Annotated in this window: 18 protein-coding genes and 1 tRNA gene; 3 read left to right on the plus strand and 16 right to left on the minus strand. The window is 42.1% G+C overall.

Annotation, left to right across the window (positions count from 1 at the left end; genetic code table 11):
- Positions 1–100: 100 nt before the first annotated feature.
- Positions 101–1,348 carry a hypothetical protein gene (locus tag HOL16_01830; protein MBT5389433.1) on the minus strand — a complete coding sequence of 416 codons (1,248 nt, stop codon included), beginning with the start codon at positions 1,346–1,348 and terminating at the stop codon, positions 101–103.
- Between the two features lie 127 nt (positions 1,349–1,475).
- Here HOL16_01830 and HOL16_01835 point away from each other — a divergent pair, with 127 nt between their 5' ends.
- Complete coding sequence (locus HOL16_01835; protein MBT5389434.1) at positions 1,476–1,679, plus strand: hypothetical protein; 204 nt, start codon at positions 1,476–1,478, stop codon at positions 1,677–1,679.
- A gap of 35 nt (positions 1,680–1,714) precedes the next feature.
- Here the strand turns inward: HOL16_01835 and HOL16_01840 are convergent.
- Positions 1,715–1,804: transfer RNA gene (locus tag HOL16_01840), tRNA-Ser, on the minus strand.
- Between the two features lie 295 nt (positions 1,805–2,099).
- On the opposite strand from HOL16_01840, the gene HOL16_01845 reads away from it, so the two are divergent.
- Together HOL16_01845 and HOL16_01850 are read left to right on the plus strand one after the other, a co-directional pair.
- On the plus strand, positions 2,100–2,309 hold the full coding sequence (locus HOL16_01845) for a helix-turn-helix transcriptional regulator (GenBank protein ID MBT5389435.1): 210 nt from the start codon (positions 2,100–2,102) through the stop codon (positions 2,307–2,309).
- A 6-nt stretch (positions 2,310–2,315) separates the two neighbouring features.
- Positions 2,316–3,563 carry a type II toxin-antitoxin system HipA family toxin gene (locus HOL16_01850; GenBank protein MBT5389436.1) on the plus strand — a complete coding sequence of 416 codons (1,248 nt, stop codon included), beginning with the start codon at positions 2,316–2,318 and terminating at the stop codon, positions 3,561–3,563.
- 33 nt (positions 3,564–3,596) lie between these two features.
- Here HOL16_01850 and HOL16_01855 read toward each other — a convergent pair whose 3' ends face one another.
- The 14 genes from HOL16_01855 to HOL16_01920 form a co-directional block, all read right to left on the minus strand.
- Positions 3,597–4,247, minus strand: coding sequence for a hypothetical protein (locus tag HOL16_01855; protein MBT5389437.1), 651 nt, complete (start codon positions 4,245–4,247; stop codon positions 3,597–3,599).
- The gene (locus HOL16_01860) at positions 4,244–5,449 is read right to left on the minus strand and encodes a multidrug effflux MFS transporter (protein MBT5389438.1); all 1,206 of its coding nucleotides are present in this window, start codon (positions 5,447–5,449) and stop codon (positions 4,244–4,246) included. The genes HOL16_01855 and HOL16_01860 overlap by 4 nt, the downstream gene beginning before the upstream one ends.
- A gap of 33 nt (positions 5,450–5,482) precedes the next feature.
- Positions 5,483–6,676 (minus strand): multidrug effflux MFS transporter, encoded by a 1,194-nt coding sequence (locus tag HOL16_01865; GenBank protein ID MBT5389439.1) that lies wholly within the window; start codon positions 6,674–6,676, stop codon positions 5,483–5,485.
- Positions 6,677–6,746: 70 nt separating this feature from the next.
- A complete protein-coding gene (gene truA, locus HOL16_01870; protein MBT5389440.1) occupies positions 6,747–7,496 on the minus strand; it encodes a tRNA pseudouridine(38-40) synthase TruA in 750 nt (249 codons plus the stop codon).
- On the minus strand, positions 7,493–8,446 hold the full coding sequence (locus tag HOL16_01875) for a methionyl-tRNA formyltransferase (GenBank protein MBT5389441.1): 954 nt from the start codon (positions 8,444–8,446) through the stop codon (positions 7,493–7,495). The genes truA and HOL16_01875 overlap by 4 nt, the downstream gene beginning before the upstream one ends.
- A complete protein-coding gene (locus HOL16_01880; protein ID MBT5389442.1) occupies positions 8,446–8,970 on the minus strand; it encodes a peptide deformylase in 525 nt (174 codons plus the stop codon). The genes HOL16_01875 and HOL16_01880 overlap by 1 nt, the downstream gene beginning before the upstream one ends.
- A gap of 327 nt (positions 8,971–9,297) precedes the next feature.
- Positions 9,298–9,855 (minus strand): thioredoxin family protein, encoded by a 558-nt coding sequence (locus tag HOL16_01885; GenBank protein ID MBT5389443.1) that lies wholly within the window; start codon positions 9,853–9,855, stop codon positions 9,298–9,300.
- 79 nt (positions 9,856–9,934) lie between these two features.
- Positions 9,935–11,320, minus strand: coding sequence for a DUF4139 domain-containing protein (locus tag HOL16_01890; protein ID MBT5389444.1), 1,386 nt, complete (start codon positions 11,318–11,320; stop codon positions 9,935–9,937).
- Positions 11,321–11,437: 117 nt separating this feature from the next.
- Complete coding sequence (locus HOL16_01895; GenBank protein ID MBT5389445.1) at positions 11,438–12,733, minus strand: HAMP domain-containing protein; 1,296 nt, start codon at positions 12,731–12,733, stop codon at positions 11,438–11,440.
- Positions 12,734–12,773: 40 nt separating this feature from the next.
- Positions 12,774–13,460: a response regulator gene (locus HOL16_01900; GenBank protein MBT5389446.1), complete on the minus strand. Its 687-nt coding sequence runs from the start codon at positions 13,458–13,460 to the stop codon at positions 12,774–12,776.
- A 573-nt stretch (positions 13,461–14,033) separates the two neighbouring features.
- Positions 14,034–14,303 carry a hypothetical protein gene (locus HOL16_01905; protein ID MBT5389447.1) on the minus strand — a complete coding sequence of 90 codons (270 nt, stop codon included), beginning with the start codon at positions 14,301–14,303 and terminating at the stop codon, positions 14,034–14,036.
- A 119-nt stretch (positions 14,304–14,422) separates the two neighbouring features.
- Positions 14,423–15,070 carry an alanyl-tRNA editing protein gene (locus HOL16_01910; protein MBT5389448.1) on the minus strand — a complete coding sequence of 216 codons (648 nt, stop codon included), beginning with the start codon at positions 15,068–15,070 and terminating at the stop codon, positions 14,423–14,425.
- A gap of 199 nt (positions 15,071–15,269) precedes the next feature.
- On the minus strand, positions 15,270–15,806 hold the full coding sequence (locus HOL16_01915) for a DNA-packaging protein (GenBank protein ID MBT5389449.1): 537 nt from the start codon (positions 15,804–15,806) through the stop codon (positions 15,270–15,272).
- 17 nt (positions 15,807–15,823) lie between these two features.
- Positions 15,824–17,578, minus strand: coding sequence for an ABC transporter ATP-binding protein/permease (locus tag HOL16_01920; GenBank protein ID MBT5389450.1), 1,755 nt, complete (start codon positions 17,576–17,578; stop codon positions 15,824–15,826).
- Positions 17,579–17,814 lie beyond the last annotated feature (236 nt).

The raw sequence follows: 17,814 nt of genomic DNA on the forward strand, positions 1-17,814 counted from the left end.
GGTTAACTGCTAGCAAAAAGAAGGTCAATAAAAAAGTTTGATTGCTAAAGAGAGGGGGGTGAATTCACCCCCCTCTCTTTAGCTCTGAAGTGGCTCACTTTTACTCCGCCACATGGCTCAGTTTTGGTTTGCCATTGACATCTACCACTAATGTCTGTGGAGAGTTAACAAATGCACTATCTATTTGGACTGATTTTTCCATTAACTCATCTTGACTTACGACTATATGAGTGGCTTCGGGTTTTGAAGGCATCTCATCAAATGTCACATATTTCTTGTGCAGCTCATCAATGAAACTGCTTACACCCAATTTAAGTCCGGCCTTAAATACATCCATTCCATGGTCTGTTGAAATAACTCTGAATCCACTATACAGATGAGTAATTGCAACACGTAGTGTTAGTGATTGTTCAGGAAATATTTCTAATAAAATGCTTGCTAAATCTATATGGCTAGTTCCCTCTAATGCTTTTCTAGAAAGGAGATCAGAGTAAAGACGAGAGTAAGATCTAATAATAAAAATAATTTCTTTCAAATTTTTATTTTGGCTATTCATATATTCATTTATAATAGAAATTAAATTATCATTACATGATTTGAAAGACTCTTCCTGATAGTCCTCATCAGGGGACATATAGACATATCCGGAAACTCTATCAAAATCCAATAATTCAAGCCCTGAAGTTTTTGTAGATCCGAGTGCTATGTAGTTTTTAATTCTAGCTTCTTCATAATGATCTAAAGCAGCATGATATTTCGTACAAGTCTGCGAAAAATTACATCTATCAGACATTGACAGACAGTCAAAAATGAGGCCCATCGTATCATCATTGCCAAAAACATCAGAAACCGAAACTCCTATTTGATTGTTTTTTTTAATTATAGTATTAATTAAGTAATTATAAGATGTCTCTAATTGTAAATTAATATACACCCCTTCCAAGTCATCATCGCTGTACTTAATGACCCATCCTTTACCTCCCTTAACTCCGCGATCACCCACAAACTCTTCGTATTCAAGCATAGAATCTCTTGGAAATGCGGACAATAGGTACGTATCAATTTTTTCTTTTTCATAAGTCTCGAAATCCTTACTAAACCCCGTACATACTTGCAATAAATTGTCGATATCACGTCTATGCAAAAAAGGAAAAATTTTAGGCATTAAACCTGCAGAACTAATATTTGTAAGAAGATTTTCATTCTGACTCCCTGCGCTTGAAACACTGCTCGAATGATTGCGGTTCTCAGTAGAATCCTCATCCAGTTCATCAGCTTGAGAAACAGACACACACAAAGAAAAAACGGCAAAGATTATTGCCATATAGGATAATATACACTTATACATTTAAAAACCTTCCTAAATAAATAAATTCTCAATCGAAGTACATATAGAAATAAAATAAGTAGATCGTCAATAAAAAAATATTATAGTATAGTTTGAAACTATTTCATGGCTGAATCAATCTGCGAAAATGTCTGAAGCGCATGTGCGCAGGAAGGCTTCGGGAGGCAACCTATCTCTAACGACTCCGATTGTTGCCCACCCTAGTGGGGTGGCCTGCCTTTTGCCATCCCTACGCCAAGGTGAACTTTTGAAGTATAATATGAAAGGGCCCGTCTACGCTTTGCTTCGACGTGGCATCCGCTTCTCTAACGCGACGTATCACAAATCCTAACGGATTTATCACGTCGTAGCGTAAGCGAAGACGGATGGCGGAGGGAGTGGGATTCGAACCCACGGTACCAATGAAGGCACAACGGTTTTCGAGACCGCCCCGTTCGACCACTCCGGCATCCCTCCGAACCATTTTCATAGTGGGAAAACTAACCCAACGCCCCCTTCCCTTCAAGTAGCTATTTTTCATAATTTAGATCAGCTCAAATGTTTTGAATTACCTATCAACATTCCATCTGCAATAATTTTAAAGGACTCCTGATCTCCCTCCACGTTAAGAAAATTCTAAGAAGCCTTAAATCAACCCGATCGGTACTATTAATGCAAATATTTATTCTTAAAGATCAAAAACATCCCGAACGGGTTTATTCTCTTGCATTTATGGTTTTTTGTGCTAAAATCGTCCCGAAGAGGTTGATTCATGACAATACTAACAAACATTAAACAGCTCGGACAAATCATCCAACAAGGACGAAAAGCACAGACTTTAACGCAGGAACAGCTCTCTGCAATCAGTGGCGTCGGAGTCCGATTTATTCGTGAACTAGAACACGGGAAAGAGTCCTGTCACATTGGTAAAGCACTTCAAGTCATTCGCATGCTGGGCATAAACCTAATTATTGAGGAGTAAAATAGGATGAGGCGAATTTTGGATGTTTACCTATACGATGTATACGCCGGTCAGCTTGTACAAGACGACTCAGGTGTTTTATCATATGCGTATGATTTATCCTATTTAGCCAAGAGTAATCCTGCAATTTCACTCTCGCTTCCCCTACGTTCTGAAGATTATGAAGGAAAAATCGTCAAAGCCTTCTTTTCGGGCATGTTACCAGAAGAATTAGTTCGCCACCGTTTGGCAAGATACTTAGGAGTTTCAGAAAAAAACCCATTTGCGCTTTTAGAAGTCATTGGAGGTGAGTGTGCGGGTGCTCTATCCTTGTATCCTGAAGGTCAAGCACCTCCAGAAGCCAAAAAGGACGACGTAGAAATCCTTGACGATAAAAAACTCAAGGAAATTCTAAAACTGCTTAAAAGGCAACCTCTGCTTGCTGGTGACGACGGCCTTCGCTTATCACTCGCAGGTGCACAAGACAAAATTGCCGTAAGAATCCAAAGTGGTAAAATATCCTTGGTTAGAGGGTCAACCCCTACAACGCACATTCTAAAACCCGTCATATCGGATATAAAAGATAGCGTACACAATGAATTTTTCTGCATGCAACTATCTCAACTTATGGGAATTGAAACCCCAAACGTAAATATACGTTGGTTGGGTGAAACGCCATACTATTTGGTCGAACGTTACGATCGAACAACAGATGAAAACGGCCATATTACAAGGTTGCACCAAGAGGATTTTTGCCAAGCATTAGGGATTATGCCTGACATCAAATATGAACGAGAAGGGGGGCCTAATATTACACAATGCCGAGAGGTATTGCTAAAACACTCAGCAACGCCTGCAGCAGATCACATGAGCTTTCTCAAAAGAATCATTTTTAACTACGTGATTGGAAATGCAGACACACACGGAAAGAATTTTTCCTTGCTGTATAAAGACATTAAACCAAATTTATCCCCCAACTATGATCTCTTATGTACAAGCGCATACAGTGAGTTATCAACCAAAATGGCAATGAAAATAGGTGGTAAATACAGACCCGAGGATGTTTTCCTACGGCACTGGAATCAACTAGTCCCAGACACAATGGCTTCCAGAAGAAATCTAGAGGCACAGCTTAAAAAAGTTTCACAAGAGCTGGTAGAAAGAGCTTATACCCTCAAAGAGACTCTAAGCTCAGAAGGTATCAAATCAAGCATTTTTGACGATATTGGCAAAACAATCACAAAACGTGCAAAACATATAAGACAGCTTTGGTAGAGAAAATATCGTCTCTCGCCACAACCCCACCCCTCAATACGTGCCTGGGCCTGCCTCCATGCAAGCCTTGATCTCTTCGGGCAATTCTAGGGTCGTGTTTTGCTCGGTTCCATATAGGCGGATTAAGCGCTTGAGCACAAGACGAGGACACTTTTCCCAGATACGCTGATCAACCATAATATGGGCTTCCCAAATAACTTTTCCCATATGCCACTTTTCATCTTGGAAAAAGCCATTTCCCATGGTGACACCAATATATTTTTTGTCCCATGCAATGGTTTGATAGGATGTATAGGGTATGGAATGGCTATAGTATTTGGTTGTTCCGGCAACAGAGTAAGGATAGGTGTGGGTATGGTACCTGGTTACTGGAAAAGTTGTCGCCCCCGTATCACGACGCGTCTTAAAAAACAAAAATGCTCGAGGATTCCCCATGCGCAGTCCGAACATTTTCGCCTCTAATAATTCATCAGATGTGAGCACATCAAATCCGGCTTGTTTGAACTCAGAGGCTATCAGAGGCTGTAACTTTTGATCCTTAATACTCATATCAGGGTACAGGATTAAAATGCCATTCCCAAAATCTTGTCTCACCGTCGAATCAAACTCACTTACAAGGGATAAGTTCTGTCTAGAACACGCCGTAAGGACCAAAAGAAAAAGGAACGACAATTTGCGAGTCACGAAGCAGTTTCTCCCTTAGTTGCAGTCGATAAATGCACCCGAAGCAGATAATGGAGCCCATAGGCCACAAGAGAAAAAATCATCATTAATAAGGCTAAAGACATCATACTGTCATCATAAAGGATGGATGTTAAAAAGCTCGCAAGAGCTGCCACAGCCATCTCTACCGATGTCATCACTGATGAGCTAGAACCACTTAATCTGGGAAAGACAGCAAGTGCTTTTGCAGGCGCATTGGAAAAAACAAATGCCATTGCAAACGTATAAAAAGCTGTCGTAACACGTAAAATGTAGGGAGAATCTGGCGTGAAATAGGCCACCAAAATTGAGGTAAAACCCGTCACGACGGAAAACATTAAACCAAACCATAAGAGCGCATCGATCCCATACTTTGGAATTAGAAATCGATTCACAGCTGCTCCAATAATATAAGCAACGACCCCAACGGCACAATAGTAGGCATATCCAACGACCGTAAAACCAAACAACTCAATGATAAGATAGGGCGTTCCTGCAATTAAAACCCACAAACCACCCCAAATAGTTGCAGAAACCAAAACATAACACATAAAGGGAAAACTGGCGAACAGCGCGTGATATATCTTCAAAAAAGACAAATCCTTAAAGAAGTGGCGTGTTTCAGGGGGATGGCTCTCAGGCATTTGTATCACGAGAAGTAGAAACGCGATCACAGATATAATTGCAATAATCACAAAGTTAGCCTGCCATCCCATGAACTCAATTATATAGGCGCCAATGATGGGCCCTATAGCAGGGATGATAACGATAACCATATCCATGGAAGATATGATCTGAGCACATTTCTTGATAGTATAAAGATCCTTAATGACCGCAAAAGTTATGACACCGGCCACACTTGCTCCTATACCTTGAAAAAAACGCCCAATTATGAGCATCTCGAAAGAAGGAACAAAAGCACAAACAAGACTTCCCAAAAGGAAAACAGCCATACCAATAAGCATAAGAGGCCGTCGTCCATAACAATCAGATAAAGGTCCGTAAAACGGTGCCGAAATAGCAAAGCCGAGTAAATTCAAGCTTAGAGTCAAGCCCATGGTTTCATCTGTTACGCCAAAAAAGCTTTTTATAATAGGCAAACTGGGAATAAATAGATCTGTTGCTAAAAACGTGGACGATATAGCCACCATTAAAATGCTAATAGTAATTGTATTTGTTTTCATCGATATTTCCCCCATAGCCCTTAGAAAAAAAGACTACGGATTGGTTTGGCCTGAACTGCGAATCGTGAACGACAATGTAGCGATTATCAAGGCGCATGTCACCATAAAAACTCCCAAGGGAACAAGAGTGCCATTATAAATCTCACCAACGAAAGCAATGGCCCCCGCCCCCGCCAACATTTGGAAAGATCTCACTGCCGCCGCTGAATACCCCTTAAGCCGAGTATGCGTTTCCATGGCCATGGTGGTCGCCGTTGAAAATGCCATTCCAATGCCTACGCAAAACACATGCATGAATAGTGAAATATGTATGGCAGACTTAAGTTGTAAAATTCCGCCCAACAAAATGAGAGAAGCTGCAATAGTGGAAATTATTGAACCAATCTTCATAATTTTTTTGAGAGAAAATCGTTTCACTAATCGATGAACAAAAAAGTTCCCTAAAATAACGCCTGTAGCTGCAAAAACAGTGTAATATCCGTAATGGGTCACAGGGATCCCATATTGTTCGATAAAAACAAATGGCGTTGTCGCCTGAAAAGCGGCAATACAAGCAAAACCTAGTCCAACTATGAGAAGACATCCTAAGAACCGCATATTTCTTAAAACGCTCATATACTGTTTTGCAAGTAATATAGGCGAAAATGAGTGGTGTTTTTCTTTTGGAAGTGTTTCTGGTAAACGGTGGTAGCAGAGGATTAGAATCAAAAAAATCGCTATAGCCAAAAATAGGAAATTAGCTCGCCAGCCAAAGTAATTGGTTATGTACCCACCAATGACAGGAGCAATTGCTGGTGCTAAGGGGATAACCATTCCAACCGACGATATGATCTGTGCTGCTCTCACCCCTTTGTATACATCTTGAATAACTGACAATAAAAGAACCCCCGAGACCCCGGCCCCTATCCCTTGAAATAGCTGGGACAAAATTAGCATTTCGATGGAGACAGACATGGTGCTCACCAAAGCACCCACTAAGAAAATACAAAATCCAATAATAAAAATACGACGTCTTCCATAGCACTCAGATAATGGCCCATAGAAAAATCCCGATATAGAAAGTCCAAAAAAGTTATAGCTCATTAATTGCTGGGCCGTATCATCTCCGACCTGAAAATAGTCTCCAATTAAAGGGAGGCACGGCGTATATATTTGCACCCCCATAATAGAAACACACCACGCTATGATGAGAAGCATTCTTGGTAAGAAAAATTCGTCACGTCTCATGGTGGGCCAAGCTTCCTAATATCTAATGCAGAGTTTTCCTCTGATCGGCGTCAGATGAGCATATTCACTCTTAATATTCAACCCGCAATAAATACAGTCCCTGGGCCGGAGCCGTTGGTCCTCCTTTTGCACGATCCTTTTGCGCAAGGGCTTCTTTAACATCTGCCACAGACCACTTCCCCTCCCCCACTAGCCTAAGTGTCCCCACAAGATTGCGTACTTGATGATGAAGAAAGGAACGAGCTGAAGCTGTGATCAAAATCTCATCCCCAGACTGCTCCACATCCAGTTGGTCCAAAGTTTTTACTGGAGATTTAGCCTGACAATGTTTCGCTCGAAAGGTCGTAAAATCATGGTGCCCGATGAGACAATTTGCAGCCTCTTGCATGGCCTGTATATTCAAAGAACTTGGGACATGCCACCGTTTGCCATTTTCTAAAGCAAGAGGAGCCCCTCGAGTTGATATTCTATAGTGGTAAATACGTTTTGTTGCCGAAAAACGTGCATGAAAATCTTCTGATACCTTTTCAGCCGAAAGAATGGAAATATCCAGAGGCCGATGTGCCTTTGAAAGATGAAAGTTTAAAGCATTTCGAACGGTCTCTTCCGGAAAATCCTTTTCAACATCCAGGTGCGCCACTTGCCCCATAGCATGCACACCCGAATCTGTTCTTCCAGCCACATGAAGGATTACAGAGTCTCCACAAAAATCTCGTATAGCCACTTCAATAGTTTCCTGTACAGAAGGCCCGTTGGTCTGACGTTGCCAACCGCAAAAATTGCGCCCATCGTATTCTATTGTCAGCTTATATCTTGTCATGAACAAACCTTTAGGACTGTCCCTGCTGAGATAGGCGTCCCTCGTAAAAATTCTTCGGTTTTCATGCGACTCCCGCCTGGTTTTTGAACTTCCTTTATCCGAAGTCCCTGACCATCTGCACACAAGATAGTGAGCTGACCATCAATAATCGTTCCGGGAGAATACCCCCTTGCATCTGAATCAACAAAAACAACCTCAGCGGAAAAAACTTTGACGCGTAAATCTTTCAAATCAAACCATGTGCCTGGCCACGGGGTAAACGCCCTTACTTTTCTTTCTTGTGACACGGCTGACTCATTCCAGGAAATCTCTCCTTCTGAACGGGCTAACTTATTGGCATAAGTGACCCCCTTCTGAGGTTGGGACACCGATGTTGCTTGTCCAGCAAGAACCCTATCCAAAACCGTCACCATTAGCTTCCCACCAAGAAGTGATAGTGTACCGTGCAGTTCTTGCGCCGTTGTGGTTGGCGTAATGTCAACCTGCTCGCTCATGAACATAGGCCCCGTATCAAGCCCCTCTTCCATGTGCATAATGGTAACGCCTGTTTCTAGATCCCCCGCTAGTATTGCCCGCTGGATCGGGGCCGCACCACGCCAACGGGGCAATAAAGAAGCATGCACGTTAAAGCATCCCAATGATGGAACCTGCAAAATCTCCTTGGGAAGCAATAATCCATATGCAACCACAACAATCACATCCGGCTTCAAAGCTTTTAATTCTTCCAGAACAATAGAATCTTTTAGACTAACTGGGGTATGAACAGAAAGGCCGCGTTCTTCTGCATATTTATGAACAGAACTTGCTGACATCTTATGACCACGACCAACGGGACGGGGGGGCTGTGTGTACACTGCTACCACATCGCAACCGTTTTCTAGGAGTGCACTTAATGTAGGAACAGAGAACTCTGGCGTCCCCATAAACACAACACGAGGAGAAACACCCATTATGATCCCGATACTTGCTGTAGCTTATTCTTTTGGAGTTTCTTTAGAACTATTTTTCGTTTTATAGCTGATAAGTGATCAATGGTAAGAATCCCATCAAGATGCTCAATTTCATGTTGAACACATTCTGCTATACGTCCGTCTAAATCCAACTCTCGTTCTTTATTATCACGATCTAAAAACTTAACTTTAACTTTTTCTGCACGCTCTACCTCTATAAATATACCTGGGACAGAAAGGCATCCCTCTTCCCACAATTTTTTTTCTGAAGACGACCACACTATTTCGGGATTCGCCATAAAGTAAAGTTTGCCATCTCCCTCGTATTCTGGTTCTATCTGCATAACGATGACACGTTTATCCACCCCCACCTGTACAGCCGCTAAGCCCCCTCCCTTATCGTGAAGCATAGTCTCCAACATATCATCCATAAATTTACGAATGCTATCATCAACCTCTTTAATAGGTTTTGCTTTCATTCTTAGTCTTGGATCTGGTGCACTTAGTACTGTTAATAAAGCCATTTCATGTCACTAAACTTAATTTATTTCCATGAAAATATGACGTTTTTCCCTAAAGAATGCAAGCTTTATCTTATTTTTCCTTGAAGTGAACAAGATATAACTCAAGAAACAAAATATCAAAAGTAATTTTTATTATAGCTAATCTTCATATTACACGGTTCACTAGATGTAAAACTTATCATTTTCACCTCTTAGCCAAAGTGTACACCAGGGTCTCAACTGCTCAAGATTTTGATAGAAAAACTTTATGAGATCGGCCTTCGAGCACGTTCTTGTTTTAAGTTTTATAGATGCAATTAATTTTTATGTTATTGGTTTTATCCAAAATTATTGTTTCCACTTTATGTTACACCCAATGCTAGGTTTTTGGTTTGTGGAAACTTCTTTACCAGATAACAGATTATCCATTGCACTTCGAAGATCATTACCAGTTACAGGAATATGGTTGCCAGGACGTGAATCATCAAGCTGACCACGATAAACACATTTTAGGTCCTGATCGAAGACATAAAAGTCTGGGGTGCATGCTGCTTTATAAGATTTCGCAACTTTCTGACTCTCATCATACAAGTATGGAAATGGGAACCCCAAGTGTTCCCCAAGCTCCTTCATTTTGTCAGGAGAATCTGCAGGAAACGCCTCGACATCATTGGAATTTATAGCGATAAACGCGATGCCTTTGTCAGTATAGTCCTTGGCCACCTTAACAAGAGCCTCCTGCACATGCTTCACAAAGGGACAATGATTGCAAATAAACATCACGACTGTTCCCTTCTCAGATTTAAGATCCTGTATAGACTTTCGTTGACTGCTCAAAACATCCAATAGCTCGAAATCCGGTGCAACTGTCCCCAATGGGAGCATATTTGAAGGTGTTAAAGACATTTCTTTCCTCTCTCAGCGAGATTTATACAAAAACCAAAACCATCGTTTCCCTCTGAAACGACTCATAAAATACAACCCGTTACCCTTGTTTCGAAACCCTTAACCTAAAACGAATGTGTTTTGTTTCCTTTGGCTCAAGGGAAATAATCCAGACAAGTTGGTTTTTAATCTTAGATTCATTAGGAATGCTTTCTCTTAACATCCTGAAATCATAGGGAATCTCTTCTTTAAGCTTTATCTGAATGGGACGATCTTGGCTATTGGTAAAGGTATAATGATATCCACTCTCACACACATTCTGACCAAGCATTTTGAAATCGGACTGAGTAAGGCTAACATCCACATCTTGGGCTGCCCCTAAGCGCAGTGTTATTTTCCCTTTGGGCAAGGTATGGTCGATAAAGTCTTCCCCAACAAACTGAACATGGCCCTTAGGATCACGTTTGTATAACCTTATGATTCCCTTAGGCAGTGGTGCTCCAATTTCCTCCGTATTGCTAAAAGACAACCACGTCTCTACTTGTGCTGGTAGAGCCCTTCCTGTCATATCTTTAAAGAGATATTCTTTAGTCCCCTGAACTAAAAATTCCCGAGTTAGCTTTACCTGTTGCAAGCTTAAAAGGGACACCTGCTTCACCTCGTGACCACGCAAACTCACACGATGGGACAAACCATACATCGGAAAACCCAAGAGCCGAATGGCCTCAAAGGCGTGAGGAATTCCTTTTTCCTGTCCCTTCCCGTGAAAAGAAGCACCCCAAGTCACATCAGCAGCAACGAGTTGCAGATTCGCATCCGAATAATCAGAGCTGGTTGTATTTGTTAAAGTCACCCAACTCCCCAAATCAATCGTGGAGCCATCAGCACTAATCTCTCCAATGTAACTAGCTTCCCAGCTAAGCCCGGTGGTTAAGTAGCTAAGTTCCATCGACGCAGCGGCAGTTTCCGAACATTCCAACTTCAATGTCAATTCTGGATTGGTAGCAAGTTCATGAGGAACTTGTGGAAACAGCAGCTGATGCTCTTTCACTTCCCTCATTTTTCCCTTGATAGAAACTAAAATCCCCCCATGAACACTCACCAATCTCCCCGACTGAATGGGTTCATGTCCAAGATCAATAAACACTTCCTGTCCAACGGACGCCTCTAAAAGGGACTTTGGCGTCAATTGTTCATAGCGAAAAGCCTGTTCAATAACTTTAAAACTCGGTTTAGGACTCTCCCGCCGAATAAGCGCTGAATTAGGAATGATCTTGGCGCTAATATCTGAAAAAGAAAGTCTGTTGATCCCCTTTTTCAGATGCACGGACCTCCTATCCTTAACAAGAGCGATATTGTTATTGTAAATAGTAATAGCTAGATGCTTTTGATCCTCGTTCGTGAGCTTTTTATGGACCGCAAAAGCATTTGTTCCCCCAGTAAAAATCAAGAGAGACACAAAAGCAGCAAAGATAGTTTTTTTCATGAATAGAATGACTTTCCCTTGTTAGACATAAGCCTCTAATTTTCTGGGCTTCTCTTATCTTCCTTGAAAAACATCCTTACAAAAAAGGAAGCATTGTTCAATACACAATAGGGAAAATCACAATGGTAAAGTGATATGAACGCGAAGTCCTCCTTGCGGAGACTCATCCAAGGAAACTTTTCCACCATGGGCATGTACGATGTCCAGGGCAATGCTCATGCCCAATCCAACACCTCCCGTTTCAACATTTCTAGATTCTTCCAATCGATGGAAGGGTTTAAAAACTTCCTTACGCTTTTCTGGAGGAATCCCTGGACCATCATCATCCACCAAAATCTCAACTCTGTCCTGCGATCGTCTAACAGTCATGTAAACACTCTTGGCATAGCGATTGGCATTGGAGACAAAATTGGTTACACAACGCTTTAGAGCATGGGGCCTACCAATAATGGTGCCTAATGCGTCAGAGGTGAAGTGAATGGTAGCTTTTTTACGTTCAGCATCTTTAACCACTTCCATGAGAAGCTTTCTAAGATCCACTTCTGCCGCCGCCTCTACTCCTTCGCCCCGTACAAAGGCTAAATAGCCCTCAAGCATATATTCCATTTCATTGAGGTCTTTTTTTAGAGAATGAATTTGGAGAGATTCTGGCAACATTTCAAGCTCCAACTTCATACGTGTCAAAGGCGTTCTCAGATCGTGGGATATTCCCGCCAACATATCTGTCCTTTGCTGGAGCTGACGATTAATACGATTCCGCATAACAGAAAAAGCCTTTGCGGTGCGTCTCACTTCTAAGGCTCCGGAAGGCTTAAAGTATGGAACTTCCTGTCCCTTTCCGAACTTCTCAACAGCAAGAGCCAAACGACGAATAGGTCGCACCTGATTCCGAAGAAAGATAAGCGAAAGAATAAATAGAATGAGTGATGAACCAAAAACCCACAAAAGCACAAGAGGCGTTGTTCGGCTTAATAACCGCTTATGATTGAAAGTAAGAGCCATAACCCCCTTTGGCAATTGTACGCCAATATAGATATTCTGACCATCTGTAGCCAAATTATAGGGAAGATGCATTTGATTATTCAAAGCTTCTCCTAAAGTTTTATCCACCCACGCGTGCTGAAAAATGGTCTTTTTCCCAACAAGTTTGTGGCTGGGATGAAACATTACCTGAAGGAAAAATATGCGCTGTAGGTCTTGTATAATCCTGGGAATATCCTCTTCAGTAGCGGTTTCCAAGACACTAGCAGACATAACCGCCTCACTGGAAATCGAGTTAGCAAGTTGACGCGTAACCGAATCCAAATGCCGATCTAGGAACAGATATGCGGTTCCCACCATAACAAAAATGATTGGCGTAATAACAATCAAAATTGTCCGCGCAAAAAGGGTTTTAGGAAGAAAGCGTTTCACAAAACTTCCAACATTCCACCCCCTTTTCGGGCGTATATAATTAGTCAAGCCATAGAGCGTAGCCAGCATTTCGCACCGTCTGTAAATATTTTGGAACTCGGGGATCGTCTTCTATTTTACGTCTTAAGCGAGCAATTTGGACATCTATCGTTCTGGGGCTCACATCACCTTGCGCCTTGCGCGCTAAATCATCACGGGAAAAAGGGTGCCTGGGCGTTTCTGCCATAATCTTCAAAAGACGTTTCTCACTCTCTGTTAAAAGAACTCTCTCTCCTTGACGAGACAAGACACCCTTTTGAATATCGAATGTAAAAGGACCAAATGCAAGATCTTTAGGTAAAGCCATGTCCTGTTTTTGCCCCCTTCTTAGAAGGGCCTGAATACGCATTAACAATTCTTTAGGCTCAAATGGCTTGGCCAAGTAATCATCTGCCCCATGTTCAAACCCCTTAATGCGATCGTCCACTTCTCCCATCGCTGATAGAAGAAGGATGGGAACATTTATATTTTTCCGGAGGGAGATAGTGAACTCCAAACCTGTTTCCCCGGGCATCATAATGTCCAGAATCACGAGATCAAAAAGAAACGTTCCCATATGTTCACGGGCCTCCTGAGCACTAGAGGCAATAGTCACTACAAAGCCATTTTCGGTGAGATACTTGCTCAGCAACTCCCGTAAACGCTCATCATCATCTACGACTAAAAGATGGCATAGTTCTTGTGTCACAAAATACGTCCCAAGTTATGATCTCCCTTACTATTAGGAAACTTCGCCCCCCTTTTGCAAGACTTTTCTAATTTCAAAGACTATTGGCAATGTTCTAGGCTGAATTTTTCATGAGAATGGATAAAAAGGGTAAGGTCGTGGGATATGATTCCTCTAATAGTTCCTAACAACTGAATTTCAGAATTTCTTTAAACGTTCTCAATTCCATTCAGGGGTTTCAAGGAGATGGGTTTATAAAGGATAAACTCATGGTCAAGATGTTTTACAAGTTTTCTCAGGAACAGAAGAGCAAAGGATAGCGCTCGATGGCAGGAGCGAATTTGCTGCCACCATAGTAACAAGCCTCTTGTCTACAGAACACGGTATAGTGAAACGGGTAATGGGGAAAAGCTGGGCTACGGCTGGTTTGGGAAGAAATTGGAAGACCTATTCACACATATTGTGTATGGATAGCAGCCTGGAGCTAGGGAAGTTTTTGGAGAGAAGTTCAGAGGCCGGTCGGGATGGGTAAATACATACGAAAAGGAAGAGAGGGTTAGATTCCAGTGGTTCAGTGGCCGTTTCAAGTCGTGCCTAGTTGGTCCAGGGCAAACAAAGGTAAGGTAGTTTACAATCTGAGACACAAGATTTACTCCATATTTCGGGGCAAGTTGGGACGCCTGGAGGGGGAGGAGAGCCGGGAACTCTGCTGACGGCGCAATCCTGTTGAACATTTTTCATACAGTTGTGATAGCAATCAAGGCCATGGCATTGCTCAGCTGAACAAGTGGATGTGAGCGTAACAAGGCTAACACCTCCTATAAAAACAGCACTAAGAGCGATCATCGTCCACTTGAATTTCATAATTTGTCCTCCCCTTTTCGATCTCTACTGTTTAAGTGTAACACGTAAAAGTGCACAAATCGTAAACAAGAGTCAATTTTATGAAGAGGATGGCCGTAAAGGCCACCATCTTTCCAAAGTTAACCAGCGTTATCATCCACAAGTCTGATTTCGATTCTCTCTTTAGATCCCCCTAGATTTTTTCTTTTCAAGCTAACAAAGCCCACTTCGGCTGTAGATTTAACATGGGTACCTCCGCAGGGCACTTCGGCAAATCCCTCAATCTTCCAATACCGTCTTTGATTTTCAATATCCGAATAACCTGTATTAATAATGTCATCTCTTTCAATGATTTCATTATATTCAGAGAGAATACCGTTGAAGATACTGGAGATATTTTCGTCATATGCAAAGTCTATTCGTGCCTTTGTTTCAGAAATATGTGCCCCAATTTTTTCAACCCGAAGCCTGCGAGTAACCAGTTCAAGAATGAGTTCTGCAGAAAAATGTAGCCTCATAAGTCTAAATCTTCTGAACCAATCTATTTCCATCGTCACGGTGTCACCAGGGTGGAATCTATGCCCATTTTCAAGTGTGTAGTAGATATATTTTCCTTCTATTCTAGAATCAAGAATAGGTTGCCCATTGATAAAAGCTTTATCGCTTTCTTGCCCACCAGAGAACGAAAAAGCGATGGTTTCTTCAAATAACAGATCATCTCCCACAACGGATAACAATTTAGTGACTAAACTGCATTGATAAGGATTCTCCCAAAAAACTTTTCTCATACTGTCCTCATATTACATTGCGCCTAAAATGGCTTATGATCTTGCTTCTACTCAGTTGAGGCAGTCTATTCTGAACAGCCGCTCCATGACAATTGAAATAAAGTGCTTTAAAGCAGCTTCAGATATAAAGTTCAAAAATTTTCCATGGATTCTATCGCGTTTCAGATACTGGATCGTGGGAGACAAAAACGAAGAAATATTAGCCCCACCAAACTTTGGGGGCAATGGGCCTGGGCTCATCCCTGCCCTCATTTAACATTAGTTCCGTGAGGGCCCATACCATAGCATCTAAGCGATCGGGAGAGGCCATACCCTTTCCTGGAATATACGTACACATTTGTTCTTCAAGCCTTGGAAAGGAACGGGTATGAAAGACTTTTCCTTGCTCATAGAGAGCCGCAATGGGCTCGGCTCGAGTTACTTTCCCGCGGGAAGCCCTCACACCCTTATAGCTTACTTTTGGATCGAAAGATCTAAGCAGTTGCTCAACCAGATCTCCTCCTTGGTTGATTTCTGCCACCACGCGATCTGCCTTGTATTCCCAATAGGCAGAAATTACCTTGTAAGCCCACTTTGCAGGGGAACCTTTAAAGGATAAATCATCCATCACATAGGCAAATTGATCCACGCCCAGTCCCGCGACAATAATACCCGTTTCACTGTTGGAACGGCCGGCCCCCACGGCTGGATCAACCGCAACCACAATACGTGTGTATTTATCGCTAAATTCTGTCATAAAATTTGCTTTTTCAGCTATATTGCTTCGTCTGATTTTTCAACATATTGGAGAGAAAAGTGGCCCTCTCCCGTTGGTTGAAAAACAAGATTGCTCTCATGGAAAGCACGGATCGTACTTCGATGCCCGACACTAATCAAAGTTGTTTTAGGGAGCCTGTCTTTTAACAGAGTATATAGAGTCTTCTCTGAAGGCTCATCAAGAGCAGATGTGGCCTCATCTAAAAACAACCAATCCGGCTCTAACAGTATAGCGCGCGCCATGGCAACTCGCTGTTGTTCCCCTAGAGAAAGAGTCTTTGTCCAGTCCCGATTATCGTCCAGATGCTCTTCAAACTGTTCAAGGCCACAATCCCTTATTACTGCCTTCAAAATATCTTCGGACAAAAGCGAAGTCTCTTGTTGAGGGTAGACAAGAGTGGCCCTAAGAGTACCAATGGGCAAGTACGGCTTTTGAGGCAAAAACATAGTAGTATCGCCCGTTGGCATATAAACCTTTCCAGTTCCGAAAGGCCATATACCAGCAAGCACTCTCAAAAACGTGCTTTTCCCCGCCCCTGAAGGACCAGATACCAGAACTGACACTCCCTTCTTAAGCAACAAATTTACTCTTGGGAGCAAAGGTTTTTCTCCGGGTAAATCTACATCCACATTGTCGAGACGGATCCCTTTCCCCCCTTTCTCTTCACATAAGAAAAGAGAATGGGGCAGCTTGCTCGTAAGATCTTGCATTCTCTCAATATCTTCATTAAATCCCTGCAGCCGCTGAATCACAGCTCTCCATTTCGCAATGTTCGGGTAAGTATCAACGATAAAAGATAATGAATCATGCACATGTCCAAAGGCTTGCACAATCTGCATCATACCGCCCAGTAGAATTTCCTTTGCAAAAACCCGCGGGGCGGCCACGAGTGCAGGAAAAATTCGCGCAAGCTGATTGTAAAAGTTAGTCCAGCAGCCTAGATATACCGATCGCTTCATTATGGCCCGAAAGTTCGTCACAACATCTCGGAAAATATACCCGAATTTCAATTCCTCTGATGCTTCTCCCCCATATAATGCAATTCCTTCCGTGTTTTCCCGTAGACGCACCAAACTGTATCGAAAGTTAGCCTCCAGCTTTTCTTGATTAAAGTCTAATCCGATGAGGGGAAAACCAATACGAAGGGTCATATACGTTCCAAAAATAGCGTAAAATATGGCGGCCCACATCATATAGCCTTGAATGGAAATGCCCCCAAATATTGGGATAACTAAAATCCCCGAAATACCCCAAAGTACTACGGCAAAAGAAACAAGGGTAATCACCTGGGTCATAAGCCCGATTCCCAAATTAAAAGTATATAGGACAAATTCGTTTAGGTCCTGGCTTATCCTCTGATCAGGGTTGTCGGTTCCATCTCGGAAAAGCTGCATTTTATAGTATGCCTTGTCCGTTAGCCACCATTTGACATATTTTGCCGTCAACCACCGCCGCCAGCGAATCATCAGGAGGTATTGTAGATAGTACTCTAAGACAAAGGTCATTATGTTTATAAAAGCAAGAATACAGAACCGAATGATTTGATAAAAGAAAGCTTCTTTGTCTAGGTTTTGGAGAGCATCATAAAAAAGTCGGTACCACTCATTGAACAAAACCAGCAGATATACGAGAAAAAGATTTAGGGCTACAACCGAAATTAAGAGCACCCAAGCTGAAAATTTTTCCTCCGACTGCCAATAAGGCTTCGCAATTCTCCAAGCATCCCTAATAAAGCTTATTTTCTTAAACACTCTCCGCCATCCTCAGCTTCTTGTACCATCGATTTTTTAGAACACGACTCTATCTGATACGTGCCTCATATTAGGTACATGGAAGTCTGGAAAGAAACACCCAAAATCCGCGATAGGAAGTTACATTTCTCCTTCAAGTTCAAGGGGACGCAGTTTTTTCGATCGAGCGCGAGTTTTTTTAGGTGTTAAATTTTTAAATCAGCAATAATTGACCCAAAGCGCTAAAAGTTACTCTA

It is taken from the genome of Alphaproteobacteria bacterium (assembly GCA_018662925.1).
GTDB lineage: Bacteria > Pseudomonadota > Alphaproteobacteria > 16-39-46 > JABJFC01 > JABJFC01.